This window comes from Halomonas sp. HAL1, assembly GCF_030544485.1.
In the GTDB taxonomy this organism is placed as follows: Bacteria; Pseudomonadota; Gammaproteobacteria; order Pseudomonadales; family Halomonadaceae; genus Vreelandella; species Vreelandella arctica.
The window spans coordinates 1,824,304-1,848,636 of sequence record NZ_CP130610.1 but is presented as its reverse complement, the minus strand read 5'-3'; the positions used below and the strand labels follow the sequence as shown (position 1 = coordinate 1,848,636).

Sequence of the window (24,333 nt, the reverse complement as noted above, 5' to 3'; positions counted from 1 at the left end):
AGACGAAACACCCCTTTAGACCAAGTTTACCGCGTGCTTGACTCGCTAATTAACAACAGTTGAATCAGTTAATCAGCATTAAAAACTCTTGCCGGGTCGCCTGGTTGCTACGAAAACCACCCAGCATTACCGAAGATGTCATGCTGGAGTTTTGCTTCTCTACGCCACGCATCATCATACAGAGGTGACGCGCCTCAATGACCACAGCAACGCCCGTTGCCTGAGTCACTTCCTGAACGGCATCTGCAATCTCACGGGTTAAATTCTCTTGGATCTGCATACGGCGCGCAAACATATCGACAATACGGGCAAACTTAGACAGTCCTAATACTTTACCGTTTGGCAGATAGGCAATGTGGCATTTACCGATAAATGGCAGCAAGTGGTGTTCACACATTGAGTAGAGTTCAATGTCTTTCACCAACACCATTTCATCCGTTTGCGATTCAAACACCGCACCATTAACGATCTCGTCCAACGACTGAGAGTAGCCTGCATTCAAAAACTGCATAGCTTTGGCTGCACGTTTCGGCGTATCTCGTAGCCCTTCACGGTTTGGGTCTTCGCCAAGTGCTGAAATTATCTGGCGATAGTGCTCGGCGATATCATCGGACATATTAAGCCTCTTCAAAAACTGTATCAAAACCGTGCGCAATCGCGTCCAAACGGTCACCTAGGTCTCTAACCCTTTGCGCATGAAAAAGTAAAACTACCACTAGAGGGACGTTAACCACCGCCTTTCTCTACCCAAGTTGTACAAAAAGTATACTTTTCATAAAAAACGCACAACAAATATTAATTAATTCCATTATTTTACCGCATCTCGCCTGCTGTTGGCTTCTCTAACTGCGGCAGAGCGCCGCGGTGCTCACTTTGCAACCTAGGGGCCTGTGCTATGATAAATCATTATTATTGATTGCCTTTATTTCAGGCACCACCATTGAGAGTTCGCCATGTCATTTAAGCCAACGCCCTTTTGGTTAGCCGCCATTGCGGCCCCCTTTTATTTCTCCACGCCGCTACCTTCTTTCGCCGCAGAAGCGACACTTTCACTGCCCAATGAAGCGACTGTTGGCGTTGAGGTTGTTGAAGAGCTTACCTTTGAGTCAAACCAAGCTCGTCTTAACGACATATTGCTTCACCCCACTCAAGCTGAGAAAGCTTCGCACTCGCTGCCTGAATATTGTGTCATCGTGGGCAATGCCCAATTAGTCGATGAGCGCATTCGTGTTACCACAAAAGATGCCACCTGCATTGAAACACACGATGCGGACAGTGATATTTTTACAGGTGAATTCAGCGCCAGCGCGTATGCCGAAGATGGTCAATACGGCATCGCATGCGAAGGCACTCCGTGCACGCTTTCTCCTGGGCAAACGTTCGTTCTCACGCTAAATGAGTCCCTAGAGATTAAAGAGCAGGACAACCCCTCTGAAGAATTGAACGAGCAACGCCGCCAAGTTGACGGCGAAGGCGTCGCTAACCCCGTACCCCGCGAAGAGGCCGTACCAGATTAAATCGTCCCTATTTACGCCAGCCAGCGGGGATTGTCTAACTGCAGGCACTGCTGCTCTAATTGGCGGATATGCTGATCCCAATAGCCACTATCCGCCAGCCAGGGAAAAGCACGGGGAAAAGCAGGATCATCCCAGCGAGAGACCAGCCACGCTGAGTGCCTAATTAAACGATAACTTCTCAGTGGTTCTATCAACGCCAACTGATCAGTAGGAAACGAACAGGTTTCCTCATACCCTTCGGTAATTTCACTTAGATATGATCGCCACCCCTGGGGGTCATCCGTGGGCAGTAGCATCCAGATATCCTGCATAGCAGGCGCCATGATGCAGTCGTCAAAATCGACCAGCGTAAAGTCCTCATCACGCCCCAGCACATTGCCCAAATGGCAATCTCCATGGCAGCGAATCATGCTGCTGGCGGGCACCGTATGTTTTACAAGCTGCTGATGCACCTTTTCAATTACATTATCGTAGGCCCGGCGCTGATGACGGTTCAGCCAATTACTGGCCAGCACTCGCTGCTGGGCATCTAAAATACCACTCGCCATTTCTAGCCGAGGACGGTGCTGAAACGTTTTTTTGGCCGACTCTTTATGCAACCGCCCTAACACCTGCCCCATGGCAAATAAGTGCGATGGATTATCTAACTCTGGTGCCTGGCCTGGGCAGTGGGGAAACAGTGCAAATCGATACGCTTTAAAATAGTGTAACGAGACACCCGCCCTATCACGCCAAGGCGCAACTACCTGCACCTGCTGACTAGCGAGCTCTTGTAAAAAATCGTGCTCTTCCTGAATCGCCGCGTCTGACCAGCGATCAGGCCGATAAAATTTAACAATCCAGTTTTTGCCGTCGTCATCGCGAAACAACAGCACACGGTTTTCATAGCTATTCAGCGCAAAGGGCTCACCGGCGGGCCAAACATCCAGCGACTCTACTGCAGACATCACTAGGTCGGGCGAAAGTGAGCTAAACGGGTGTGACATCGGTCACTCCTGGGTTGGCAAAAAGGCTTTTGAATACGCTAAAGCGCTATTCTATCAATCCTTGCCCAGGGGTGTCCGCGCGGTCGCCCAAATATCCACACGTTCTGCGCCCGCCTCTAGCGCCGCGCGCGCCAGTGCATGCCCCGTCGAGCCCGTCGTTACAACATCATCAATGATCAATACATGCGCTGGTGGCGGCGTCTCAAACACAAAGGCGCCCACCAAATTAGCAGCCCGTTGACGACGGTTTAACGTGCGCTGGGAGGGGGAATCCTTCACTCGCTTGGCAGACACCAATGGCACATCAAACTGGGGGCTGAGCCTCTCGGCTAACCACTGCGATTGATTAAATCCTCGCGTGCGAGCATGCGCTGGGTGCATAGGTACCGACAACAGTGCGTCTGCTTGGGTAGGCGGCGGCGTTAATACCATTAACTCCGCTAACAACGTGCCCGCCCGCGGAGAGGCGTGAAATTTAAAATCATGTACCAGCTCTTTAATCGGCCCCTGATACAAAAGCCCCGCTTGGGTGGTCGAGAATGCCGGTGGGTCAATTAAGCAGTGACCACACAGCTGCGCTCCGTGGTAAACAGGGTCACCGCACTGGCGACAGGCATGCAGGTTCCACGGCAGCCCGACCAAACAGGCGGTGCACCACCCCCGCCCCGCCAAGGCGGGTGCCAAACAAAAGGCGCAATAGCCAGGCATGGCCTGCTTTAGCCAATGGCCGCCACGCTGTAGCCATTGTTTTACATTCATGCCTTCTCCCCAATAGAGATATTAATATTAAACTCATGGTTGACTTCTATCACGAAGTTGATAATATACGCCTCGTCTTAGCGGATGTGGTGGAATTGGTAGACACGCTAGATTTAGGTTCTAGTGCCGTAAGGTGTGGGAGTTCGAGTCTCCCCATCCGCACCAATTACTTGTTAGTTTTGAAGCAGTTAACGTTACCCCCCTTTCAAAATGTCTTAATACCTGCCTAGCTTAGGTAATATTAAGGCTTTTTTTGCATTTTATCCCTCGCTTTAAATCATTAATGGCTCAATGCCATTTTTTTCGTGCTTAGCATTTGCCGAATTACATACTTTTAACAGGCTGACTTAGCTCCACTTTTCCGCTAGGCTCTGTTAAAACGACTAACCGGATACTCGTTTATGCCTCAATGTGAAATGGCTTACTGCGAGTAATTGACACCAATACTATCGCCAATGACTACCTCCAATAACCATGAGAAGGATCTCTAATAATGGAATGGCTCAACGATAATGCCCAAGCCATCTCGGCAATAGCCAGTATTTGCACCCTCTTCGTCTGGGTTTTCTATGCCCAATTGCTTTATAACGGCTATGTCCGCCAACGTCGCCCTCGTGTAATCATTAACCGTGGCAAGGGGATTGGTGTGGATGCTATTTGCTTAATCAGCAATATGAGCAGCGAAGCAATCTATGTTCAACACCTTGTAGCGGTGCTGCATACGCAAAAAAAGAGTTACTCTCTAGATGTGGTGGAGTACCAGCAACACGGCAGCGAAAAACAGGAAGCCAGCTATCGCACCCATCAAGGCCCGTTAGCATCGGGGGATTACCTTAATATTCAGTCGTTTGGCGACATTGTCAATCAGGTTAAGCAATATTGGGAAATTGATGACAGCCTGCTTCATGAGCAGAATATACAACTCGAAATTCGTGTTATTGCCATTTATGGCTCTGAAGATATGCCCACTGGCGCCTCGAGGTCTTTTAATCTTGATCTAGACGCATCGCCCAATCGTCAGCTTATTCCAGCTAGCGTTGATACAGACCGACTCAATAGCCGTGGCCAACGTAAGCGCGTACTTGAATGGGCAAAAGAGATCGAGACTCATAAAGCACGTTAACCCCTTACCTTTGCAAAGCTGATATTGAACAGCGAGCACTTTTGATTGAGACCATTCGATGCATAAAATCCTAACCTTCTGCTGGCTCGGCATAATGACCACGGTTGCGGCTAGCGCTTATGCCGAAGAGGATGACAGTGACCTACCTGTCTGGGCGGAAGAGCACGTTGAACCGTTTCGTGAAAGCGTAGGCAATTGGGTAGATAACACATCGCGCCGAATTGATGGTTTCTTTGGCACCGACGACCATATGCAGACCAAAAACGAGTCTTATCTTCGTTTTGGCCAAGAAATCGATTGGATGGAGGGGGATGGTACGCGCGGCGATACTTCACTTCGTTACCGTATCGATCTACCTACCTCGGAAGAACGCTTACGCCTGGTGATCGAGAGTGATCCTGAAGAGTCGCAAGGTACTCTTGAAGAGCAAGGATCAGGGCGTCTTGCCAATGACCAGCGCGACCGTCGTAGCTCTACGTTAGGCCTGGATTGGCTAGAAAGTCGTGACAAGCGCGAAAATTGGAGCAACCGCGTTGGCGCTGGTATTCGTCTGCGTCTCCCTCTGGATCCTTATGTTCGCTTTACCAGCGAACGGCTATGGCAGCTTGGTGAAGGGCCTTGGCAGCTTGAGTCGAACAACCGTGTTTCCTGGTTTAACAATGAAGGCTATTCGGCACGAACGCGCTGGGATATCGGCCGCCAATTGAGCGAACGCCGCCATTTGCGGTTTATTTCTACGGTTCAGTGGCGTGAAGAGGAAGATAAGCTGGAATACAGTGAAATTGCCGAAATCAATCACCGCATTAACCGCCGCAGCGCACTGCGCTACTCGGCGATTGCCATCGGCGAAAGCGCTTCAAATCCTCGCATGACTAACTACTACCTGCAAACACGCTATCGCCGGGACATCCATAAAGGGATTTTATTTGCCGATGTGATTCCGGAACTGCATTTTCAACGCGATGTTAGCTATGACCCACGCTGGGCCATGACACTGCGCTTGGAGATGTATTTTCAGCGAGAGATTAGTCGCGATTATTTTTAGGTACGACCTTTTAATCACGATCTTTTAAGAGCGACTAATGGGCGGCCATGCTTGGCCGCCCATTCTGGTTACAGCAAGTAAATGCTACAGCCGCAACCCACCATCGCACTCAATCATACGCCCGGTAAAGTAGTCGTTTTCAAGGATAAACGCAACGCTTTGAGCAATGTTATCCGGCTCACCCAGGCGTTTTAGCGGCACGCTTGATGAGATACGTTCCAGCATATCGGGACGCATCGAGGCGGTCATTTCGGTAGCCACAAACCCTGGCGCCACGGTGCCTGTCCGAATACCATAGCGCGCTAACTCTTTGCTCCAGGTAACCGTCAGCGCATGCACGCCTGCTTTGGCAGCGGCATAGTTGCTTTGGCCCATATTTCCTGCACGGGAAATGCTGGAGATATTAACAATCACACCTTCATGCCCTGCTTCAATCATCTGCGTGGCAGCCTCGCGACCACACAGAAAAACGCCAGTTAAATTGACGTTAATGACATTTTGCCATGCCTCCAACGACATGCGTTTTTCCACTTGCCCCTCTTTGGCCTTTACCAGGAGTGCATCCTGAGTAATCCCCGCGTTATTAACGCAACCGCTGATCGGCCCCATACGCTGAGCAATATCGGCAAATGCTTGAGTCACAGAAGCCTCTTCTGCAACATTCACCACAAAGGCTTGAGCATCGACACCTTCTGTAGCAAGTGCTGATACCGCTTGATCAAGCGCTTCAGCGCTCATATCCAACAGCGCCATGCGTGCGCCCTGCTTCCCCAGGCGCAATGCCATGGCATAACCCAACCCACGCGCCCCACCGGTGACGGCGATTACTTTATCGGCAAGTACCATTATTGACTCCTTACGAGAAATACAACCAGCTTAATTGTGCATTGCAGCATAGAAGAATTACGGGCATTAATCGAGCTACATCGCCGCTGGAGTGCGCAATGTTAGCTGCTTGCTATTTATATTTATGTCACCATATTACGCAATTACGACGGTTATCGAGTCGCTATTTCTAGCGCTTTCTGGAGTTAGTCATGCCCATTCTTGTTTTTATATCACTGTTTACCCTACTTGATTTTGTAGTGCTTTTTTCGATTGGTAGCCAAATAGGGCTATTCACTACCCTACTCCTAGTGCTTGGCACAGGCTTTGCCGGGTTACATCTTATTCGTAAAGAAGGCATATCAACCTTTGCTCGTGCGCGTCAGCGTATGCAGGTCGGCGAAATCCCTTCTAGTGAGCTATTGACTGGCGCCGCGCTTATTTTTGGTGGTGCCTTATTAATGGCGCCAGGCTTTTTATCTGATGCACTGGGCCTTGCGTGCCTGATACCTAGCGCACGCCAATTGATGTTTAAAGCACTTACTTGGCTAGGTCTGAAAAAGATTGCTAGTCAGCAGCAAGATCCTAACGCTTCCTCGGCCCGAGCACATGAGCACCACAACCCCAATACCTCCCAACAGGAGGGCCCGATCGAGGGTGACTTTATTAGCCGAGATGAGCCTCCACGCCGCGACTAAGGCGCGGATTGGAAGAAAATCGCTAAAAAATCAATTTTTTCTTACTCGCCCCCTTGAAAGGCCAACCGCAGCCCCCATTTTTCACCCAGCACACAAATTCGGCAGCGATCTAGACGGTAGCTGCCATTAACAAGGAAGACCGTCAGGTCTTCACTTCTCGCGGGTTACTCCCTCGAGAACACTTTTAGACTAACCGCCCTCATCAGGGCTTCAACCCTACTCAGGAGAACGTGAATGAATATCCGTCCTTTGCACGATCGTGTCATCGTCCGTCGCGTTGAAGAAGAGCAGAAAACCGCTGGCGGCATCGTGCTTCCGGGCAATGCAGCAGAAAAGCCGACGCGTGGCGAAATTCTTGCTGTCGGTAATGGCCGCATTCTGGAAAATGGCGATGTCCGCCCTCTCGACGTTAAAGTTGGCGATAACGTGATCTTTAAAGATGGCTACGGCGTTGAGAAACAAAAAGTCGACGGCGAAGAAGTCTTGATCATGAGCGAAGCCGATATTCTTGCGGTTGTTGAAGGCTAACAGTCGTTGCGGCTCACATTTGATTGATGAGCGCCTCGATTATTTACTTTCACGTTTTTGCATTCAATTTAGGAAGTAGCAGATATGTCAGCTAAACAAGTTAAGTTTTCAGATGATGCCCGTAAGCGTATGGCGCGCGGTGTTGACGTTCTTGCCAACGCGGTAAAAGTAACCCTCGGTCCTAAAGGCCGTAACGTGGTACTGGAAAAATCTTTCGGTTCCCCGACTGTTACTAAAGACGGTGTTTCTGTCGCCAAAGAGATCGAACTGAAAGACAAGTTCGAAAACATGGGCGCGCAGATGGTTAAAGAAGTCGCTTCACAGACTTCTGACGCCGCTGGTGACGGTACTACCACCGCTACCGTTCTGGCCCAGGCCATTATCGCTGAGGGTTTGAAAGGCGTTACTGCCGGCATGAACCCGATGGATCTTAAGCGCGGCATCGACCAAGCCGTTAATGCTGCCGTTAAAGAAATCAAGGCGATGTCTGTCCCTTGCACCGACACCAAGTCGATTGCACAGGTTGGCACCATCTCTGCTAACGGTGACAAGCGCATCGGTGAAATTATCGCCGAAGCGATGGAAAAAGTCGGCAAAGAAGGCGTCATCACCGTTGATGAAGGCCGTGGCTTTGAAGACGAGCTGGAAGTCGTGGAAGGTATGCAGTTTGATCGCGGCTACCTGTCTCCTTACTTCGTTACCAACCAGGACACCATGACGGTTGAACTTGAAGATCCTTACATCCTGTTAGTGGATAAAAAGATCTCCAACATCCGTGAGCTGCTGCCGGTTCTCGAAGCTGTTGCTAAGCAAGGCAAGCCGCTAGCCATCATCGCTGAAGATATCGAAGGCGAAGCACTGGCAACGCTGGTTGTTAACAACATGCGCGGCATCGTTAAAGTAGCCGCTGCCAAAGCACCTGGTTTCGGCGACCGTCGTAAGTCCATGCTGCAGGATATCGCTATCCTGACCAACGGCACGGTCATCTCTGAAGAAGTCGGCCTGACGCTTGAGCAAGCGAACCTGGATCACCTGGGTACCGCTAAGCGCATGACCATGTCTAAAGAGAATACCACCATCATCGATGGCGCTGGTGCAGAAGGCGATATCGAAGCACGCGTTAACCAGATCCGCGCGCAAATCGAAGACACCTCTTCTGACTACGACAAAGAGAAGCTGCAAGAGCGCGTTGCCAAACTGGCAGGCGGTGTTGCCGTTATCCGTGTCGGTGCTGCCACCGAAGTGGAAATGAAAGAGAAGAAAGCCCGCGTTGAAGACGCACTGCACTCTACTCGTGCAGCCGTTGAAGAAGGCGTGGTACCTGGTGGCGGTACTGCACTGGTTCGCGTTATGGCGAAAGTACAAGGCTTGACTGGCGACAACGAAGACCAGAACCACGGTATCAACATGGCGCTACGCGCTATGCAGGCACCGCTACGTCAAATCGTGGCTAACGCTGGTGAAGAGCCCGCCGTTGTTATCAACCGTGTGAAAGATGAAACCGGCAACTTCGGCTACAACGCACAGACCGGAGAGTACGGCGATCTGTTCGAAATGGGCGTTCTGGATCCGGCCAAAGTAACCCGTACTGCACTGCAGTCCGCTGGTTCTGTGGCTGGTCTGATGATCACCACCGAGTGCATGATCGCTGAAGACCCGGAAGAGAAAGACTCTGCCCCTGATATGGGTGGCATGGGCGGAATGGGTGGCATGGGCGGCATGATGTAATGCACCCCTGAGCCCTATGCTCAAGGCTACTAGCTATTAAAGTAGTCACCAACAACCCCGCCTTGTGCGGGGTTGTTGCGTTTTATGAGTCGCCAACATGTGGTGCCAACAATCAGTAGCAACCCAATACGCCTCCGCCCCATTGCATTGAGCTAACGTGGTACTATCAGCGCGATTTTTTATAAGGCTATAGGGCGAAATCAGCGCATGTTGCAGCATATTCGTATCGTACTCGTTCAGACCTTCCACCCAGGCAATATTGGTGCTGCGGCGCGGGCCATGAAAACCATGGGCTTAACCGAGCTAGTGCTGGTTAATCCACGCATGTTTCCTGACGAAGAAGCCACTCGCCTTTCCGCAGGGGCCACCGATGTTTTGGATAATGCACGGGTAGTGACAACATTGGAGGAAGCGGTTAACGACTGCGTTCAGGTCGTCGGTGCCAGCGCGCGCTTGCGCAACCTACCTTTGCCACACTATGACGAACCCGACGATATGGCGGCAGACGTTATTCAGAACGCACAAACGGCGCCGGTGGCACTGGTGTTTGGACGTGAACGTTCCGGGCTGACTAACGATGAGATCCGCTGCTGCACGCATCAAGTGAGCATTCCCGCCAACCCTGATTACGGCATTCTGAATTTATCCCAGGCGGTGCAGATTCTGGCGTATGAAGTGCATCGCGCTTGGCGTAAAGGAGAGGATAGTGGCTTTAGTTACCAGCGCCCGCTGGAGGCAACACCGCCGAGCCGCGAACAGTTTTTACACTTTCAGGCGCATCTGGGCCGCTTAATGCAGGAGAGCGGCTTTTTAACGCAGCCCCACGCCCGCACTGAAGAGCAGCTTCAAGCCCTCTTCGCCCGAGCCCAACCCAGCCGCAAAGAGCTTTCACTGTTACGAGGACTATTAAGCGCGTTTGAATCCCACCTACCTAAACAATAACGGGCTAAATTAAAAAAGGGACAACCAGTGTTGTCCCTTTATGGATCTAAAATAGTGGTTTTAAAGCAGAATCTTTAGAGCATCATCGCCGCTAGCCAGCCAAAGCCTACTAACGGAATGTTGTAGTGTAGAAACGTTGGCACCACGCTGTCCCACATATGATCATGCTGGCGATCAACGTTCAGGCCAGACGTTGGCCCCAAGGTTGAATCCGACGCTGGTGAGCCCGCATCACCCAACGCAGCTGCCGTACCTACCAATACCACCGTTGCCATGGGCGAAAAACCAAACTGTACCGCTAAAGGCACAAAAATCGCCGCGATAATGGGAATGGTAGAAAACGAAGAGCCAATCCCCAAAGTAATAAATAGCCCTACCAACAACATCACCAGGGCGGCTAAACCGCGATTATCACCAAATAGCGCGAAAGCGCCCGATACAAGCGCATCAATTTCTCCTGTGGTTTTCATCACTTCCGCAAAGCCCGCCGCAGAAATCATGATAAAACCGATCAGCGCCATCATGCGCATACCGCTGGTGAACAGATCGTCTGCCTCGCGCCACTTAAAGATGCCGCCCATCGACAGCAGGCCAATACCCACCAGGCCACCTAGGATCATTGAGCCGCTATACAGCTGCAGGCCGAGCGCGGCAACAATAGCCACCCCTGACATCACCAGCCCCAACATATGTGGTTCAGCAGGCTTATGCCCTTCAGTCACATGGCGGCTAGCGATGTCTTGCACTTGGTATTCCCGCGGACGGCGGTAACTCCATAGCAGTGCCACAATTAGCCCCAGCGCCATTCCCCCGACCGGTATGGCCATGGCCATCGGCACCATGCCCCGGGTGATCTCCAAACCTAACGGTTCGCCAGCGCTATTTAAGTTTGCCAGCAGAATGTCGTTTAGAAAGATCGCCCCGAACCCTACCGGCAGCAGCATATAAGGCGCTGTCAAACCAAAGGTGAGTGCGCACGCCACCGCACGTCGATCAAGCTTCAAGCGGTTCATCACGGTTAACAGCGGTGGGATCAACACCGGTATAAAGGCGATATGTACCGGGATAGCATTTTGCGAAGAGATCGCCACCAGTAGTACCGCCGTGAGCAGCAACATTTTGACGCGGGCCTGTTGCGAGGCAGTGGTTTCTTTACCCAATAAGGTTATCAAGCGGTTCGCCAGCATATCCGGCAGCCCTGAACGGGAAATAGCGACCGCAAACGCCCCTAATGTGGCATAAGCCAGTGCCACCTGAGCTCCTCCGCCAACACCTTCATTAAAGGCATCCAGGGTTTGTTCAAGTGACAACCCGCCCACCAGACCACCCACCAAGGCACCTACCACTAACGCAAACACCACCGAAACACGCGCCAGTGATAGAGCCACCATCACCAGCACCGCAAGAATTACTGCATTCATGGAAATCCCTAGAGCTATTAAGAGGTCATTAATGGCGAAGGGAGCGGATTTTAGCAGATTACAACGTCAAACCTAAGACTAAGGTTTACCGTTAACGTGTTGCTACTTTAGTCGTGACGCCATTGCTGCGTCGCACCATGCTGCCTACCATTCTCTCTTTTGCTTAACTTCAGCGCTCACTACTTTAACAATTGCTTAGGAGCTCCCATGAGCATACTTGCCATTATCATTTCGCTGCTTTTATTGATGCTCCTAGCTTACCGAGGCATTTCAGTACTGCTGCTGGCTCCATTAATGGCCTGCTTGGCGGTACTACTCTCGGGGGATGCTGCGTTTCTTCTGCCGATCTATACCGATACTTTTATGAGTGCGTTGGGCAACTACGTCATTCAATTCTTTCCACTATTTTTATTAGGCGCACTCTTTGGACAGCTAATGGCCGATTCAGGCGCAGCCCAATCAATTGCTAACGGCATTGTTAATAAGCTGGGTACCCATCACGTAGTCCTCACCGTGGTCATGGCCTGTGCGGTATTAACCTATGGCGGTGTATCGCTGTTTGTTGTCGCCTTTGCCATTTACCCCATCAGCCGTGAACTGTTTCGTAGTGCGAATGTGCCCAAGCGGCTTATTCCCGCTTCGATTGCTCTTGGCTCCTTTACCTTTACCATGACCGCGCTGCCGGGCACGCCTGCCATTCAGAATGCGATTCCTATTCCTTACTTTGAAACCAACAGTTTTGCAGCACCGGGCCTGGGCATTATTGCTGGGCTGATCATGCTTGGCTTGGGCACCTACTATTTACAATCACGGGTGAAAAATGCAGCCTCCAAAGACGAGGGCTACGGTCAACATACCGAGCGAGAAGCGGCTACCAATGAAGCAGCGGCGCCAACCACTCACATGCCGCTGGCGTTAGCGCTCATCCCATTAATCATGGTGATTGGATTAAATGCACTGTTTACTTACGGGGTGTTTCCAGCGATTGATTTAAGCTTTATCAGCGACGAGTTTGAAAATGTCTCACCGTCCGGCCAGAGCGGTCTTTGGGCCATTTTGATTGCCCTGCTCAGCGCCTCTGCATGGTTAATCATTACCCGCTGGAAGCATTGGCTGGATCTTAAAGAGAGTGTTAATAAAGGCTGTCTGGGTTCACTACTACCTATTTTCAATACCGCCTCCGAAGTTGGCTACGGTGCGGTCATCGCTAGCTTGGCAGGCTTTGCGATTATCCGCGATGCTGTCCTCTCTGCCTCACCCGGCAATCCTTTAATTTCTGAAGCCATGGCGATGAGCGTCCTGGCGGGAATCACGGGCTCCTCCTCCGGTGGGCTCTCGATTGCACTGGAAACATTAGGCAGTGAATACCTCGCCATGGCTCAGGAAGCGGGCATTGATCCCGAGTTGATGCACCGGGTAGCAACGCTGGCGGCGGGCGGTATGGATACCCTACCTCACTCAGGTGCTGTTATTACGCTGCTGGCTATCTGTGGACTGACACATCGACAGTCTTACGCCAACGTCGCCATGGTGACCATTGTGCTGCCAATTACGGCACTGATCAGCGTTATTACGCTAGGTACACTATTTGGCAGTTTCTAAACGCCTACCACCCATGCGATAGTGAACAAACGGTAAGCCTGCAAATAAAGAGAACATCATGGCGCTCATTCGTCACCACTCACTGCTGTTGATTATCCTGGGAAGTTTGGTTATTTCCACGGCCATGGGCTTACGCCACGGATTTGGGCTCTTTATGGAGCCACTCAGCAGCGAGCTAGGCTGGGGTCGCGGGGTGTTTGCCTTCGCCCTCGCGTTACAAAACTTGGTTTGGGGTTTGTCACAACCCTTTACCGGCGCGCTGGCTGACCGTTTCGGTGCGGCTAAGATTATCGTCGTTGGCGGCTTGTTGTATGCCTTAGGGCTGCTGTTTATGAGCCTTTCCACTTCGGTGTTAGGCATGACAGTCAGCGCCGGGCTGCTGATTGGCCTTGGTCTTTCGGGTACCACGTTCTCGGTGATCCTGGGTGCCGTTGGTCGCGCAGTGGCGCCTGAAAAACGCAGCATGGCTATGGGCATTGTGAGCGCCGCAGGCTCATTTGGGCAATTCGCCATGCTGCCCGGCACGCTGGGCCTGCTTGAGTGGCTTGGCTGGGCAGCAGCACTCATGGCGATGGCAGCCATCGCTACCATCATCATTCCTTTGGGCGCCATGCTGCGCGATAAGCCTTCCGCTAAAACGGCAACCGACTTAAGCCTGAAAGATGCGCTTAATGAGGCAGCGGGCCAAAAGGGCTTTTGGCTACTCTGCTTAGGCTTTTTTGTCTGTGGTTTTCAGGTGGTGTTTATTGCCGTACACCTACCCGGCTACCTGTTTGATAACGGCCTTGCCGTTCAGGTAGGAACTACGGTGCTGGCGTTAGTGGGTTTATTTAATATTGTCGGCACCTATACCGCTGGCTGGATGGGTGGCATTTGGTCAAAACCCAAGCTGCTGACCTGGCTCTACTTGATTCGCGGCGTGGTAATTACGGCGTTTGTTTATTTGCCATTAAGCCCTGTGAGTGCTTATGTATTTGGTATTGCGATGGGGCTGCTTTGGCTTTCTACGGTGCCACTGACTAATGGCATCGTGGCTTCCGTGTTTGGTGTACGCCACCTCTCCATGCTGGGCGGCATCGTGTTTCTATTTCATCAGTTAGGCTCTTTTATGGGCGTTTGGTTGGGCGGCTATTTTTATGATTTAACCGGTCACTACAATACGGTATGGCAAATCGCTATCGTGCTCTCTGTGTTGGCAGCTGCGCTACACTGGTTTATTAGTGAGAAGCCGCTTGAGCGTGGCACGCTAACCAAGGTGACGTCATGAACCCTGCCAAAACAGTAAGCTCTCTACTTTTAGCGGCCGCTCTGCTGGGTGGCTTGGCATTCGCCTGGTGGGGCTGGCAAAACCTCGACCCTTCACTGCTGCTATTTGGCAGTCGGCTGTGTTAAAAGGCTACTACCGCTACTCAAGCTGATCTTCATGCGCAGGATCAACTTTTTGGATACTCTTTCATTCTACACTCTGGCATCAATGAGATAGTGCTTGAGCGCTACTGCTAACCCTCCCTGACACGCGGAAGATTGAATGGAACTTGTGGCATCACTTGCCCGACAGTTTAAAGATAGCCTGCGCGACCTTGCGCCGGTGGTGTTGGTGATGGCGTTTTTCCAACTCGTGGTTATTCGTCAGCCACTGCCCGACTCCCTCGCTTTGATGGATCTGGCCTTAGGCCTAGTGTTTGTTGTCGTAGGCCTCACACTCTTTATCAAAGGACTTGAGCTGGGACTGTTTCCATTGGGTGAAAACTTAGCGCATGCCTTTGTAAAAAAGGGCTCGGTCATATGGCTACTGATGTTTGCTTTTGCACTGGGGCTTGGCTCTACCGTGGCCGAGCCTGCCTTGATCGCGATCGCCGCCCGAGCGGCTGAAGTGGTTGCCCAAGGCGGTCTAATCAATAACAGCATTAGCGCTCAAGACAGCTTTGCCTTTGCGCTGCGGATGGTGGTGGCTGTTTCTGTTGGCGTAGCGGTTGTAATAGGTGTAGTACGTATTTTTAAGGGCTGGTCGCTGCATTTAATGATTATTGCCGGTTACGTGCTGGTGCTGTTGTTAACCCTGCTTGCCCCCGCCGAGATGATTGGCATCGCTTATGATTCTGGCGGTGTGACAACCTCGACCATTACGGTGCCGCTGGTGACAGCACTGGGCGTAGGACTCGCGTCTTCGATAAAAGGCCGCAGCCCGATGCTCGACGGTTTTGGCCTGATTGCATTGGCATCAGTGATGCCGATTATTTTTGTGCTGGTATTTGGCATTGTCGGCATCCATCTGATACCAGGAGTCGCTCCATGACGCTTATCGTCACTTTTTGGGGAACACTGCTGGATATCCTGCCTATCGCTGCAATCGTTTTCGGCTTCCAATTCTTGGTCATTCGTAAGCCTGTAAAGCGCCTGCCGCAGGTTTTGGTCGGTTTTCTTATGGTTTGGGTGGGGCTGTCGTTTTTTTTAGTCGGCTTAGAGCAAGCACTGTTTCCAATGGGTGAGTTAATGGCCACCCAGCTCACTAACCATGAATTTTTGCCAAGCTTAGCCGAAGGGGCCCAGCGTCATTGGAGTGACTATTACTGGGTATATATTTTCGCCTTTGCTATTGGCGCCAGTACGACAATTGCCGAACCATCGCTCATTGCGGTTTCGTTGAAGGCAGGTGAGATTTCAGGCGGCACGATTGACCCATTGATGCTGCGCATTGCGGTTGCACTTGGTATGGCTTTTGGGATCACGCTGGGTACTTGGCGTATTGTAATGGGCTGGCCGTTGCAGTGGTTCGTATTCGCCGCTTACTTGCTGGTCATTGTTCAAACTTTGCGTTCGCCGCGATCCATTATTCCGTTGGCATTCGACTCAGGTGGCGTCACTACTTCTACCATAACGGTGCCGATTATTGCCGCGTTAGGATTAGGACTTGCAACAGAAATTCCTGGACGTAGCCCGGTAATGGACGGCTTTGGCATGATCGCTCTTGCCTGTTTATTTCCTATTATTACCGTAATGGGTTATGCCCAAATTGCTCAATGGCGGGCCACACGACGAAGCACAGCCAATACCTCAACGCCATTAAAAAGCAAACTAGTAGGAAAAGGAGATCACGATGCGTTTTAAACTCATTGTCGCCATGGTGGAAGACGAACTAACCGATGCCATTATTGAAGCCGCACGCCATGCAGGTGCTACGGGCGCCACCGTGATCAATAACGCCCGAGGCGAAGGGTTAAATAAAGCCCACGGAATTTTTGGCATGGAGATTACCGCACAACGGGATATGCTGCTGTTCCTGGCGGAGGAGCACCGCAGCCGCCATATTCTTGAGGCGATTGCCCAAGTGGGCGAATTTGATGAGACACCTGGCACGGGTATCGCTTTTCAGCTCGATGTAGAGGATGCCGTAGGGGTAAAAAACCAGATTAAATCACTTTCCGAATCGGCCGATCAGGCGCAGCCATAAGTTTCGCAACGCCCTACTTTTTGTAAGTAATTGACACTGTTCCCTAAGGCTGGCCCATGCGCCAGCGACGCCATTGGCGCATCAATACACCCTGCTTGGGCGAAAAAAGCAGCGCCATAAAAAACCAACTGGTAGCGACCAATACAATGGTGCCGCCAGAAGCAACGTCCAACACCACAGAAAGCCACAGCCCAATGACCGCTGAGCTAACGCCCACGCCCACTGAAATCAGCATCATGGTTTTAAAGCGGTCCGTGAGTAAGTGCGCCGTGGCGCCTGGAGTAATCAGCATGGCGACCACTAAAATAATGCCCACCGTTTCTAAACTCGCCACGATGGTAAGCGTCAGCAGCAAGATCAAACCGTAGTGAATCACGCTGGTATTGAAACCCAGCGCCTGAGCCTGCTGGGGGTCAAACGCGTAGAGCAGCAACGGCCGATAAGCGAGCCACACCACCAGCAAGGCAATCACGCTGGCCACTAAGGTCAGCAATAGTGCCGATTGCTGAACACCCAGCACATTGCCAAACAGGATATGCATCAGGTGGGTGCTGGAGGCGATTTTGCTGATAATCACAATGCCCAGTGCAAAAGCACCGGTAAACATTAATCCCATGGCCGCATCGGATTTGATTCGCGTGTGGCGCTCAATCGCACCAATGCCCACTGAGGTCAGCGCGCCAGTAATAAACGCGCCAATAAAGAAGGGCCAGCCTAACAGATAGGCAATGGCCACCCCCGGCAGCACCGCATGGGAGATCGCGTCGCCTAGAAGTGACCAGCGCTTAAGCACCACGTAGCAGGATAAAATACCGCAGATAGCCCCCACCAACACCGAGGTCAATAAGGCGCGCTGCATAAAGGCGTACTGGAAAGCATCTGAAATGCTAGCGGGAAATAAATTGACAATAACCATGATGGCGGCAATGAGCCCGCTCACCAACGCATCGCCAAACAGGCCAAGTGTTGCCATTAGTTCTGCCACGTTAGTTACCCCTGCGCTGCCGTTAAGGAAGATGCTTTATCGACCTGCACATCATTCGCCGACTGCTCGGTGGAACTCACTGCAAGCTCAGCCAACTTGGCATCGCTGAGCATCTCATCAGGCGAGCCTACCCCACGAATAAAACGATTGATCAACACCACATGGTCGACGTGGCGCCGTGCCCCTGGCATATCGTGAGTGACCATAATTACCGTACGTCCAGCCTCTCGCTCACCGGCCAGCACGTCTAAAATCAACCGCTCACTAGGTGGGTCTACACCCGCCAGTGGCTCATCAAGCAGTAAAATATTGGCCTGCTGAGCAAGCGTACGGGCAAGTAAAACACGCTTTTTCTGCCCACCGGATAGCGCGCCAATCGGGCGTTTCGCCAACGCCAGCATATCCACCGCTTCTAGCGCGCTCTTTACCGCCTCGCCATGGCGGCAATCATACCAACGTGAAGGCAACAGACGCCGCCACAAGGGGTCATGACGCATATGCCCATAGCGGCCACCCATCACAGTTTCCCAGACCGAGACAGGAAAATCCCATTCAATCGCTTCGCGCTGAGCCATATAAGCAATATGTCCCGCTTTACGGTGCGTCGAAATCGGCTCACCAAACGCCTGAACACTGCCACGCAGTGCCTTCATGCTACCGGTAAGCACATGAAAAAGTGTCGATTTCCCTGCCCCGTTCGGGCCTACAATAGCGGTCCATTGGCCTGCCGGAAAACGCAGGTTAATATTTTCAAGCACCGGCTGACGCTGGTAGGCCGCGTAGAGGCCTTTGATCTCAATCGCCACAGGGGAGGTAGTTGCCATCGCTATTTACTCGGTTGCCAAGGTCTGACGCAACAACTCAACGTTGTGACGCATCATGGTGAAATAGTCGCCAGCTTCACCACTTGGCTCACTCAATGAGTCCACATATAAAGGCCCAGCCACTTTAACGCCTGTATCCCGCGCCAAACTGGTCACATGGCGGTCAGAAATAGTGCTTTCCCAAAACAGCGCGGCGGGTTGGCGCTCATTGATCATATCCACCACTCGCATAAGCTGACGGGGCGAGCCCTCGGTCTCAGCGTTGGTGCCCCAGATGCCGTCATGTTCAAAATGGTAAGCATCTGAGAAATATAAAAAGGCAGCTTCGCTACTTAACAATACCCGCCGTTCGTCAGGTATCGCTTCTAAGCGCTCTTGAAGTTCAACGTGCAGCGTATGCAGCTCTTTTTTCAACGCCTCAGCACGCTGCTGGAACTCTTCAGCCCGCTGAGGAAGTACATGCTCTAGCTCGTTAGCAATTACCTGAACGTAGGTAGCAACAGCCCGCGGATCCATCCAGAGATGGGGATCGACATCGCCTTCCATATCGCCGGTAATAATGGTTTGAGTGGGGTACTCAGAAGCTTCAGCTATCGCCACTAGCGGCGTGCCATCTACAAGGGTTGCTTCCACCTGGGGCATCCACTGCTCCAACTGGTAACCGTTATAGAAAACGATGTTTGCTGTTTCTAACGCCGCAAAATTACTTGGGGTCAGTTCCCACTCATGCACTTCCGCACCAACCGGGGTTAATACTGATACGTTGGCATTCTCCCCCGCCACGCGGGTAACAATATCGCCAAGCACGGAAAACGTTACGGCAACATTCAAAGGCGATGGCGCAACATCCTCACCCTGAGCATTCACCATTGCTGCGTTTAACCACAGCGGCAGGCTCAAAGCTATACAAAGATTGCGCTTATTCATTATTCATCCCTTTCGCATTACTGATAAGTAGACTGTAGCTCAAAAATAAAGCACTGTGCAAATAGTTTAGCCTTGGCTAACAATGTTGCGTAAAAATAGGCTACTATCCCAAGTACGATCCAATGATTATTGCCACTGCTTCCGATATAATTTGCCAATGACTGATTCTAATCCGAACGCTTCATTAACCGCCCCAAGCATTCATGGTGATGCCCTTCCGCCCGTGGAGCAGCATGCTCAGCAGTATGCAACGGTGCGTAATGCCCATGAAACCGAGCTGATTGAAGACTACGTTGAGCTGATTGGGGATTTACTGACGCATCGTGGCGAAGCGCGTGCGGCGGACATTGCCAACCGCATGGCGGTTAGTCAGGCAACCGTATCGAAAATGATCAGGCGCCTAAATGAGCTTGAGCTGGTGACTAGCAAGCCCTACCGCTCTCTGTTTCTGACCGAGGCAGGCCAGAAAATGGCGGAAACCTCACGCGCTCGGCACGATATCGTATTGCATTTTTTACGCGCGCTGGGAGTCAAAGATGCCACTGCTCGTATTGATGCTGAAGGCATGGAGCACCACGTGAGCGATGAAACACTGGATATAATGCAGCGATTTACCGAGCAGCAGCAGAAAAGCTAAATGCTCATCAAGAAGCTATCGGGTTAAACTTCAAGGCTCCTGTGATGGGATAAGCGCAGGTTGCAGAAAATTAAAGCTCACCGCTCGCTACTCGTGCGGGCATTCCAAGGCGCCCTATACCTGGCAGCTTCAAGGCAGGACGCATCACATCAATACCAAAACTCAAGCCGAGAACATTAATTTCGATGCCCTCTTCTAGCGCCAGCATAATACCGGCTACCCCGCCTAATGAGAGCTGGTAACCCGTGCCACTTGGCGCAGGTGCCAAAATACCGTTGAAAATATAATCTTTGCCGATAGCGGTAACGGGCAGCGTCACCTCAAAGTCTGGTACTTCACGAATCACCCAAGCGATAAAACTGTTGCTGTTAGGCCCGGGCCATAAGCGATAAAGGTCGGCTTGAGGGTAGTCAGCAGCAGCGGATTCTATCTTGGGTATTAATTGTGCAGCCGCGCCACCGCGGTAATCAGCCAGCAGCGTGGGCGGGTTACCAAACCAGGCGCGATCAGGGGTATCAATAGAAGAGACTACCGTAGGGCGACGCCAGCTCAACACTTGGTGCAGCCGGTAGCTATCAGCATTCTCTGCTTTCGTCGCAATCCAGATATGTTCGCCAAACGCCCCGCGCCAATTATAGGCGCGGGCAGAATAGACCTGCACCACGGCTTCGGAGATCGCTGCTGGGTCTGGGGCGATCCCAGCAGAGGTGCGATCCAACGATGACCAATGCCCTTCTGTTACCACTTGATTACTTGCCAATATCCATACAGGCCCTACTAGCAGCAGCGCTAAAAGCACTACGAGAGTAAGCAGCCATCGCAGCAGCATTTTTTTCATCGAGCTATCCAAAGCTAAGAGATAACTGTAGTACCGCGATAGCTAGCTGGACGCAAGCGTATATTGAAGACATGAGGTAGGCGTTAATCAAGGAAGCTAAATATAGTAGCCACTAAACGCCAGCCATCAAGATATAAGGGTAAGGGAAGCGCTTTCTATTCGGTTACGACCATTTCGCTTAGCGCTCAATAATAAATGATCCGCGCGGTTGATCACATCATCAATCGTTTGGTCATTACGCTCTAGCGTGGCGAGGCCAATGCTGATAAATAGCTCAGCTCCCTGCAGTGTACTTCTCAACCGCTCGGCAATTACGCGGGCTCCATGGAGATCGGTTTCGGGCAACACGATGATGAATTCATCACCGCCATAGCGCCCGACCAAATCGCAGTTACGAACCGTCGCTCGTATTGCGCGAGTCACCGTTTGCAACGCCTGATCTCCAGCGGCGTGGCCCTTTTCATCGTTGATTGACTTAAAGTGATCAATATCCAGCATTAACAGGCCGAGTGATAACCCATAACGGTAAACTCGCTTGAACTCAGTCGTCGCTAACTCAAGAAGATGACGGCGGTTAAACGCTTCAGTGAGCCAATCATGAGTCGCTAAGTAGCTTAATTGCTGATTAACGGCCGTCAATTCATCGGTACGCTCCATCACCCGACGCTCTATTTCTAGTTCGGAATAATGAGCCACCTTCGAACGGCTGTAAGTGTTTGGGTTATTGACGATGCAGAGCAAATGAGTAATTACTCCTTGAAGAGTACTAATAGGTTTGAGTAGGATCTGGCAGTCGGTCTGATGATATTCCCCATCAATGTATCCACCCGCCATTTCGTAACGAACCGGCACTCCGTCTGCTACACAGTGACCACAATTTGCAATGAGCTCATCACATAACGATTCAGGAAATATATGGGATAGATGCTCCCCCACGTATATCTTTTTGCTGCTTAACATAGCTTGCTGAGTGGGGTTGACTGCCTCGACGACAAAATTACCCGGCTCTTCAAAACGAATAATTATCATTGATGCAGGAAAAAAATCCCAAAGGAACTTCAACATTGAGTCGGCATCATCACCAAAATAATCTTGAAAACCAGGTTTGTTCCGTATTGGCATGATCATAGACACGCACTCCCACCATGAGTGTAGTGGCAAATAAACAGCTATCTGTTTTATAAGGCACAGCTTATGAAGCACAACCCAGCGCATAGAGAGCGTTCTTCCATTGCTCACGACACTCTTTTACGACGTGATACTCACTATATTTCTGAGCTACAAAGGTAGATAACAGTTGCTGTAACTCAGGAATCGCGTTGGTTTCCGATAGCCTGCTAAAGAATGTATGCGACGTTTCAGCCGCCTCTTCAGCGTCAAGAAGAACCTGCCTACCCATAGTTTCATCCAACACGAAAAAATGCCTGCTATTTTTATTTAAAAAGGACATTTCTCTTAGCTGGCTAATAGTTGAAGGAAGAACTAACTCCATCTGCTTTGCCACTTCCTGCAAGTTAAAAATCCTATGTTCGCACTCCATACCAATGGCGCTCATCAAACGGCTAACGGGGGGATCAAAGGGCAGAAAGCAAAGTGCCAACCCACGATAGCGATACAACTCACGTGTCTCTTGCGAGTAAGCTAAGGTTATTTGATCCTGAGGCAGGGGACTAAGTACTGCTAAGCTAACCATTGGCAAAGCCCTCTAAGGGTATAAAACATCTCAAGGCCGGGAGGATTTCAAAAAATTATCTTAGAGCGGAACAAAGCTCAGTTACTATGATATATGTTAGCTTTTCAGCCAGTAATAAAAAGTTAACGTAAATTAAATAAATCAAAATCACCATGAACATTAAATAAATAAAAAAATTTACAAACCATAATTTATATAAGGTATTTTTATAAATAAAAATAGTAAGAAAACCATCATTACGCTTAACTTAATTAATAAAAAAGCATTAGCCGTAAATATTTTTCATTAATTAATAATGGGTGGATGCAGTCTCTGAGTGCAACGCTACTTAATGAATGGCTGGTGGGCTTTCTTGGTGTTTCGCCAATATTTCGCCCAGCACTTCAACTGGGCACCTGAAGTCAAAGCGCTTTCGAGGCCGCATATTCAGCTGTAATGCAATGGCATCAAGTTCCTCTTGGGTGTGGTGCGACAGATCCGTCCCTTTCGGTAAATACTGCCGTATCAAGCCATTGATGTTTTCATTGCTACCGCGTTGCCATGGGCTGTGAGGGTCACAAAAGTAGATTGCAACACCCGTTGCTTGGGTAATCTGTGCATGCTTAGCCATTTCTCGGCCTTGGTCATACGTCATGCTCTTGCGTGCGGCTAGTGGCATTCGGTTGAGTGCTGCGCTAAATCCCTCAACAGCTGAGGTCGCTGTGGCGTCATGTAATTTGGCGAGGATGACGTAGCCACTGCTGAGTTCAACTAACGTGCCGACGGCAGAGGCATTGTTCTTACCTTTGATTAAATCGCCCTCCCAGTGGCCTGGCATTTCGCGCTTCTCTATCTCCGGTGGACGAAGGTGAATGCTCACCATGTCGGGTATTTGGCCACGGCGATCGACCTGACCACGGCGAGGCTTACGGGTCGATTTGCCTTGGCGCAGGCAGTGAATCAACTCTTTCTTAAGCTGGCCCACAGGCAAGGCGTAAATGGCGTTGTAGACCGTCTCACGGCAGACGTAAGCATCTTCAAAACTGGGCGTCATCATGCGTTTGAGCTTGCCTGCTATTTGTTCTGGAGACAAGCGGTTGCGAAGCATATGAATGACCAGCTCAAAGCGTTCACTCCCCAACAGCAGCTTACGTTTTGGGCGACAAACCATGCGTCGAGCGCAGCGGTGCGTCTGCGCACTATGAGCACAGTAGGCACCTGACTGAGTTTGGTTGCGCCGTACTTCACGGCTGAGGGTAGACGGAGAACGCCTCAACATGTGAGCAATCTGGCGGAGACTCATGCCTTGCCTGAGGCTTACCTGTATGGTGGCACGTTCTTCGATGCTGAGTTCTGAATAGGACATAAATCCAACACCTTACTAAAATTCTTAGGTGTTGCACTCAGTTTCTGCGGCCAAGATGATAAATTTAAAGCTTATAGTTGATGACGGCCTCTCAACGCAGACGATAGCCTGCGCCTGTCAGCGTCTTAGCTGGCACATTACCCAAGGTCAGTTCGAGGCGGTGGATCTTGGCGATAGGAAGGTGGTCATCACCCTTCATTCCCCCGGCCCTATGGTTGAAGGCACTATCTGCTAGCTAATAAATTATTTTGGCCTTCACCGACGCTACCATACGATAGCTGGGTCGATTATGAAGTGGGGCTACGGCAAGCGCCACGACAAAATCCTTCTGACGTAGCCATCTCGTCGATAAATAACTCCGGGATAAATCCACATAGGGGGCGGGAGGTGTCTCGCCCGGTGGCAGGTAGGCTGGGGCCGGTTCACCCAGCGTCTCAAACGAGCGGATATAGTGATAGA

At 51.0% G+C, this 24,333-nt stretch carries 27 protein-coding genes and 1 tRNA gene; 16 read left to right on the top strand and 12 right to left on the bottom strand.

Translation table 11 applies throughout. From position 1 onward, the window contains the following. Nucleotides 1-64 precede the first annotated feature (64 nt). Nucleotides 65-616, bottom strand: coding sequence for a GTP cyclohydrolase I FolE (gene folE, locus Q3Y66_RS08685; RefSeq protein ID WP_008956433.1), 552 nt, complete (start codon nt 614-616; stop codon nt 65-67). A gap of 337 nt (nt 617-953) precedes the next feature. Between folE and Q3Y66_RS08680 the strand changes: the two genes are divergently transcribed. Further along, entirely contained in the window at nt 954-1,517 is a 564-nt protein-coding gene (locus tag Q3Y66_RS08680; protein ID WP_008956434.1) for a hypothetical protein, read from the top strand. An 11-nt stretch (nt 1,518-1,528) separates the two neighbouring features. On the opposite strand, the gene Q3Y66_RS08675 is transcribed toward Q3Y66_RS08680, so the two are convergent. Continuing rightward, complete coding sequence (locus tag Q3Y66_RS08675; protein ID WP_008956435.1) at nt 1,529-2,503, bottom strand: serine/threonine protein kinase; 975 nt, start codon at nt 2,501-2,503, stop codon at nt 1,529-1,531. 54 nt (nt 2,504-2,557) lie between these two features. After that, entirely contained in the window at nt 2,558-3,262 is a 705-nt protein-coding gene (locus tag Q3Y66_RS08670; protein ID WP_008956436.1) for a ComF family protein, read from the bottom strand. 80 nt (nt 3,263-3,342) lie between these two features. Here Q3Y66_RS08670 and Q3Y66_RS08665 point away from each other — a divergent pair. The 3 genes from Q3Y66_RS08665 to Q3Y66_RS08655 all read left to right on the top strand — a co-directional run bounded on the left by Q3Y66_RS08665 (nt 3,343) and on the right by Q3Y66_RS08655 (nt 5,430). After that, nucleotides 3,343-3,427 (top strand) — tRNA-Leu (locus Q3Y66_RS08665). 328 nt (nt 3,428-3,755) lie between these two features. Further along, a complete protein-coding gene (locus tag Q3Y66_RS08660; RefSeq protein ID WP_008956437.1) occupies nt 3,756-4,385 on the top strand; it encodes a hypothetical protein in 630 nt (209 codons plus the stop codon). Nucleotides 4,386-4,443: 58 nt separating this feature from the next. Further along, nucleotides 4,444-5,430, top strand: coding sequence for a hypothetical protein (locus tag Q3Y66_RS08655; RefSeq protein ID WP_008956438.1), 987 nt, complete (start codon nt 4,444-4,446; stop codon nt 5,428-5,430). An 84-nt stretch (nt 5,431-5,514) separates the two neighbouring features. Here Q3Y66_RS08655 and Q3Y66_RS08650 read toward each other — a convergent pair whose 3' ends face one another. After that, nucleotides 5,515-6,276 (bottom strand): SDR family oxidoreductase, encoded by a 762-nt coding sequence (locus Q3Y66_RS08650; RefSeq protein WP_008956439.1) that lies wholly within the window; start codon nt 6,274-6,276, stop codon nt 5,515-5,517. Between the two features lie 191 nt (nt 6,277-6,467). Here Q3Y66_RS08650 and Q3Y66_RS08645 point away from each other — a divergent pair, with 191 nt between their 5' ends. The 4 genes from Q3Y66_RS08645 (at nt 6,468) to Q3Y66_RS08630 (ending at nt 10,151) form a co-directional block, all read left to right on the top strand. Continuing rightward, nucleotides 6,468-6,953, top strand: a complete 486-nt coding sequence (locus tag Q3Y66_RS08645; RefSeq protein WP_008956440.1) for an FxsA family protein — start codon at nt 6,468-6,470, stop codon at nt 6,951-6,953. A gap of 234 nt (nt 6,954-7,187) precedes the next feature. Next, the gene (locus tag Q3Y66_RS08640) at nt 7,188-7,481 is read left to right on the top strand and encodes a co-chaperone GroES (protein ID WP_008956441.1); all 294 of its coding nucleotides are present in this window, start codon (nt 7,188-7,190) and stop codon (nt 7,479-7,481) included. Nucleotides 7,482-7,565: 84 nt separating this feature from the next. After that, nucleotides 7,566-9,209 carry a chaperonin GroEL gene (gene groL, locus Q3Y66_RS08635; protein WP_008956442.1) on the top strand — a complete coding sequence of 548 codons (1,644 nt, stop codon included), beginning with the start codon at nt 7,566-7,568 and terminating at the stop codon, nt 9,207-9,209. A 207-nt stretch (nt 9,210-9,416) separates the two neighbouring features. Continuing rightward, nucleotides 9,417-10,151, top strand: coding sequence for an RNA methyltransferase (locus Q3Y66_RS08630; RefSeq protein ID WP_008956443.1), 735 nt, complete (start codon nt 9,417-9,419; stop codon nt 10,149-10,151). A 74-nt stretch (nt 10,152-10,225) separates the two neighbouring features. Here Q3Y66_RS08630 and Q3Y66_RS08625 read toward each other — a convergent pair whose 3' ends face one another. Continuing rightward, complete coding sequence (locus Q3Y66_RS08625) at nt 10,226-11,572, bottom strand: Na+/H+ antiporter family protein (protein WP_008956444.1); 1,347 nt, start codon at nt 11,570-11,572, stop codon at nt 10,226-10,228. 207 nt (nt 11,573-11,779) lie between these two features. Between Q3Y66_RS08625 and Q3Y66_RS08620 the strand changes: the two genes are divergently transcribed. The 6 genes from Q3Y66_RS08620 (at nt 11,780) to Q3Y66_RS08595 (ending at nt 16,625) form a co-directional block, all read left to right on the top strand. After that, the gene (locus Q3Y66_RS08620) at nt 11,780-13,174 is read left to right on the top strand and encodes a GntP family permease (RefSeq protein ID WP_008956445.1); all 1,395 of its coding nucleotides are present in this window, start codon (nt 11,780-11,782) and stop codon (nt 13,172-13,174) included. Nucleotides 13,175-13,232: 58 nt separating this feature from the next. Beyond that, complete coding sequence (locus Q3Y66_RS08615) at nt 13,233-14,441, top strand: MFS transporter (RefSeq protein ID WP_008956446.1); 1,209 nt, start codon at nt 13,233-13,235, stop codon at nt 14,439-14,441. After that, nucleotides 14,438-14,566 carry a hypothetical protein gene (locus Q3Y66_RS08610; protein ID WP_008956447.1) on the top strand — a complete coding sequence of 43 codons (129 nt, stop codon included), beginning with the start codon at nt 14,438-14,440 and terminating at the stop codon, nt 14,564-14,566. Before Q3Y66_RS08615 ends, Q3Y66_RS08610 begins: the two co-directional genes overlap by 4 nt. Nucleotides 14,567-14,702: 136 nt before the next feature. Continuing rightward, nucleotides 14,703-15,470 (top strand): DUF1538 domain-containing protein, encoded by a 768-nt coding sequence (locus Q3Y66_RS08605; protein ID WP_008956448.1) that lies wholly within the window; start codon nt 14,703-14,705, stop codon nt 15,468-15,470. Beyond that, nucleotides 15,467-16,282 carry a Na,Li,K/H(+) antiporter subunit UmpB gene (umpB, locus tag Q3Y66_RS08600; RefSeq protein ID WP_008956449.1) on the top strand — a complete coding sequence of 272 codons (816 nt, stop codon included), beginning with the start codon at nt 15,467-15,469 and terminating at the stop codon, nt 16,280-16,282. The genes Q3Y66_RS08605 and umpB overlap by 4 nt, the downstream gene beginning before the upstream one ends. Then, nucleotides 16,272-16,625 carry a P-II family nitrogen regulator gene (locus tag Q3Y66_RS08595; protein WP_008956450.1) on the top strand — a complete coding sequence of 118 codons (354 nt, stop codon included), beginning with the start codon at nt 16,272-16,274 and terminating at the stop codon, nt 16,623-16,625. The genes umpB and Q3Y66_RS08595 overlap by 11 nt, the downstream gene beginning before the upstream one ends. A 43-nt stretch (nt 16,626-16,668) precedes the next feature. On the opposite strand, the gene Q3Y66_RS08590 is transcribed toward Q3Y66_RS08595, so the two are convergent. From Q3Y66_RS08590 to Q3Y66_RS08580, 3 genes are read right to left on the bottom strand one after another with little or no spacing between them, the layout of a single operon-like run. Next, a complete protein-coding gene (locus Q3Y66_RS08590) occupies nt 16,669-17,610 on the bottom strand; it encodes a metal ABC transporter permease (RefSeq protein ID WP_232774937.1) in 942 nt (313 codons plus the stop codon). 5 nt (nt 17,611-17,615) lie between these two features. Then, nucleotides 17,616-18,434 carry a metal ABC transporter ATP-binding protein gene (locus Q3Y66_RS08585; RefSeq protein ID WP_008956452.1) on the bottom strand — a complete coding sequence of 273 codons (819 nt, stop codon included), beginning with the start codon at nt 18,432-18,434 and terminating at the stop codon, nt 17,616-17,618. Between the two features lie 6 nt (nt 18,435-18,440). Further along, nucleotides 18,441-19,361 (bottom strand): metal ABC transporter substrate-binding protein, encoded by a 921-nt coding sequence (locus Q3Y66_RS08580; protein WP_008956453.1) that lies wholly within the window; start codon nt 19,359-19,361, stop codon nt 18,441-18,443. Between the two features lie 157 nt (nt 19,362-19,518). Here Q3Y66_RS08580 and mntR point away from each other — a divergent pair, with 157 nt between their 5' ends. Next, the gene (mntR, locus tag Q3Y66_RS08575; RefSeq protein WP_008956454.1) at nt 19,519-19,998 is read left to right on the top strand and encodes a manganese-binding transcriptional regulator MntR; all 480 of its coding nucleotides are present in this window, start codon (nt 19,519-19,521) and stop codon (nt 19,996-19,998) included. 70 nt (nt 19,999-20,068) lie between these two features. Here the strand turns inward: mntR and Q3Y66_RS08570 are convergent, their stop codons facing one another. From Q3Y66_RS08570 to Q3Y66_RS08555, 4 genes are all read right to left on the bottom strand, one after another. Further along, nucleotides 20,069-20,836: a DUF3750 domain-containing protein gene (locus tag Q3Y66_RS08570; RefSeq protein WP_008956455.1), complete on the bottom strand. Its 768-nt coding sequence runs from the start codon at nt 20,834-20,836 to the stop codon at nt 20,069-20,071. A gap of 126 nt (nt 20,837-20,962) precedes the next feature. Then, nucleotides 20,963-21,964 (bottom strand): GGDEF domain-containing protein, encoded by a 1,002-nt coding sequence (locus Q3Y66_RS08565; protein WP_008956456.1) that lies wholly within the window; start codon nt 21,962-21,964, stop codon nt 20,963-20,965. A 64-nt stretch (nt 21,965-22,028) separates the two neighbouring features. Next, nucleotides 22,029-22,454, bottom strand: coding sequence for a hypothetical protein (locus Q3Y66_RS08560; RefSeq protein ID WP_238528441.1), 426 nt, complete (start codon nt 22,452-22,454; stop codon nt 22,029-22,031). A gap of 403 nt (nt 22,455-22,857) precedes the next feature. Further along, nucleotides 22,858-23,874: an IS30 family transposase gene (locus tag Q3Y66_RS08555; RefSeq protein WP_008958868.1), complete on the bottom strand. Its 1,017-nt coding sequence runs from the start codon at nt 23,872-23,874 to the stop codon at nt 22,858-22,860. Between the two features lie 55 nt (nt 23,875-23,929). On the opposite strand from Q3Y66_RS08555, the gene Q3Y66_RS08550 reads away from it, so the two are divergent. Then, complete coding sequence (locus Q3Y66_RS08550) at nt 23,930-24,109, top strand: DUF1326 domain-containing protein (protein WP_008956623.1); 180 nt, start codon at nt 23,930-23,932, stop codon at nt 24,107-24,109. The last annotated feature ends 224 nt before the right edge of the window (nt 24,110-24,333 follow it).

Excerpts from the sequence above, each read along its gene's own strand:
- mntR (WP_008956454.1), top strand. The coding sequence starts at position 19,519 with ATGACTGATTCTAATCCGAACGCTTCATTAACCGCCCCAAGCATTCAT.
- Q3Y66_RS08640 (WP_008956441.1), top strand. The coding sequence starts at position 7,188 with ATGAATATCCGTCCTTTGCACGATCGTGTCATCGTCCGTCGCGTTGAA.
- Q3Y66_RS08605 (WP_008956448.1), top strand. The coding sequence starts at position 14,703 with ATGGAACTTGTGGCATCACTTGCCCGACAGTTTAAAGATAGCCTGCGC.
- Q3Y66_RS08645 (WP_008956440.1), top strand. The coding sequence starts at position 6,468 with ATGCCCATTCTTGTTTTTATATCACTGTTTACCCTACTTGATTTTGTA.
- groL (WP_008956442.1), top strand. The coding sequence starts at position 7,566 with ATGTCAGCTAAACAAGTTAAGTTTTCAGATGATGCCCGTAAGCGTATG.
- Q3Y66_RS08585 (WP_008956452.1), bottom strand. The coding sequence starts at position 18,434 with ATGGCAACTACCTCCCCTGTGGCGATTGAGATCAAAGGCCTCTACGCG.
- Q3Y66_RS08610 (WP_008956447.1), top strand. The coding sequence starts at position 14,438 with ATGAACCCTGCCAAAACAGTAAGCTCTCTACTTTTAGCGGCCGCTCTG.
- Q3Y66_RS08655 (WP_008956438.1), top strand. The coding sequence starts at position 4,444 with ATGCATAAAATCCTAACCTTCTGCTGGCTCGGCATAATGACCACGGTT.
- Q3Y66_RS08670 (WP_008956436.1), bottom strand. The coding sequence starts at position 3,262 with ATGAATGTAAAACAATGGCTACAGCGTGGCGGCCATTGGCTAAAGCAG.
- Q3Y66_RS08555 (WP_008958868.1), bottom strand. The coding sequence starts at position 23,874 with ATGTCCTATTCAGAACTCAGCATCGAAGAACGTGCCACCATACAGGTA.
- Q3Y66_RS08565 (WP_008956456.1), bottom strand. The coding sequence starts at position 21,964 with ATGATCATGCCAATACGGAACAAACCTGGTTTTCAAGATTATTTTGGT.
- Q3Y66_RS08660 (WP_008956437.1), top strand. The coding sequence starts at position 3,756 with ATGGAATGGCTCAACGATAATGCCCAAGCCATCTCGGCAATAGCCAGT.
- Q3Y66_RS08570 (WP_008956455.1), bottom strand. The coding sequence starts at position 20,836 with ATGAAAAAAATGCTGCTGCGATGGCTGCTTACTCTCGTAGTGCTTTTA.
- Q3Y66_RS08615 (WP_008956446.1), top strand. The coding sequence starts at position 13,233 with ATGGCGCTCATTCGTCACCACTCACTGCTGTTGATTATCCTGGGAAGT.
- Q3Y66_RS08625 (WP_008956444.1), bottom strand. The coding sequence starts at position 11,572 with ATGAATGCAGTAATTCTTGCGGTGCTGGTGATGGTGGCTCTATCACTG.
- umpB (WP_008956449.1), top strand. The coding sequence starts at position 15,467 with ATGACGCTTATCGTCACTTTTTGGGGAACACTGCTGGATATCCTGCCT.
- Q3Y66_RS08595 (WP_008956450.1), top strand. The coding sequence starts at position 16,272 with ATGCGTTTTAAACTCATTGTCGCCATGGTGGAAGACGAACTAACCGAT.
- Q3Y66_RS08550 (WP_008956623.1), top strand. The coding sequence starts at position 23,930 with ATGATAAATTTAAAGCTTATAGTTGATGACGGCCTCTCAACGCAGACG.
- Q3Y66_RS08620 (WP_008956445.1), top strand. The coding sequence starts at position 11,780 with ATGAGCATACTTGCCATTATCATTTCGCTGCTTTTATTGATGCTCCTA.
- Q3Y66_RS08680 (WP_008956434.1), top strand. The coding sequence starts at position 954 with ATGTCATTTAAGCCAACGCCCTTTTGGTTAGCCGCCATTGCGGCCCCC.
- folE (WP_008956433.1), bottom strand. The coding sequence starts at position 616 with ATGTCCGATGATATCGCCGAGCACTATCGCCAGATAATTTCAGCACTT.
- Q3Y66_RS08650 (WP_008956439.1), bottom strand. The coding sequence starts at position 6,276 with ATGGTACTTGCCGATAAAGTAATCGCCGTCACCGGTGGGGCGCGTGGG.
- Q3Y66_RS08675 (WP_008956435.1), bottom strand. The coding sequence starts at position 2,503 with ATGTCACACCCGTTTAGCTCACTTTCGCCCGACCTAGTGATGTCTGCA.
- Q3Y66_RS08630 (WP_008956443.1), top strand. The coding sequence starts at position 9,417 with ATGTTGCAGCATATTCGTATCGTACTCGTTCAGACCTTCCACCCAGGC.
- Q3Y66_RS08580 (WP_008956453.1), bottom strand. The coding sequence starts at position 19,361 with ATGAATAAGCGCAATCTTTGTATAGCTTTGAGCCTGCCGCTGTGGTTA.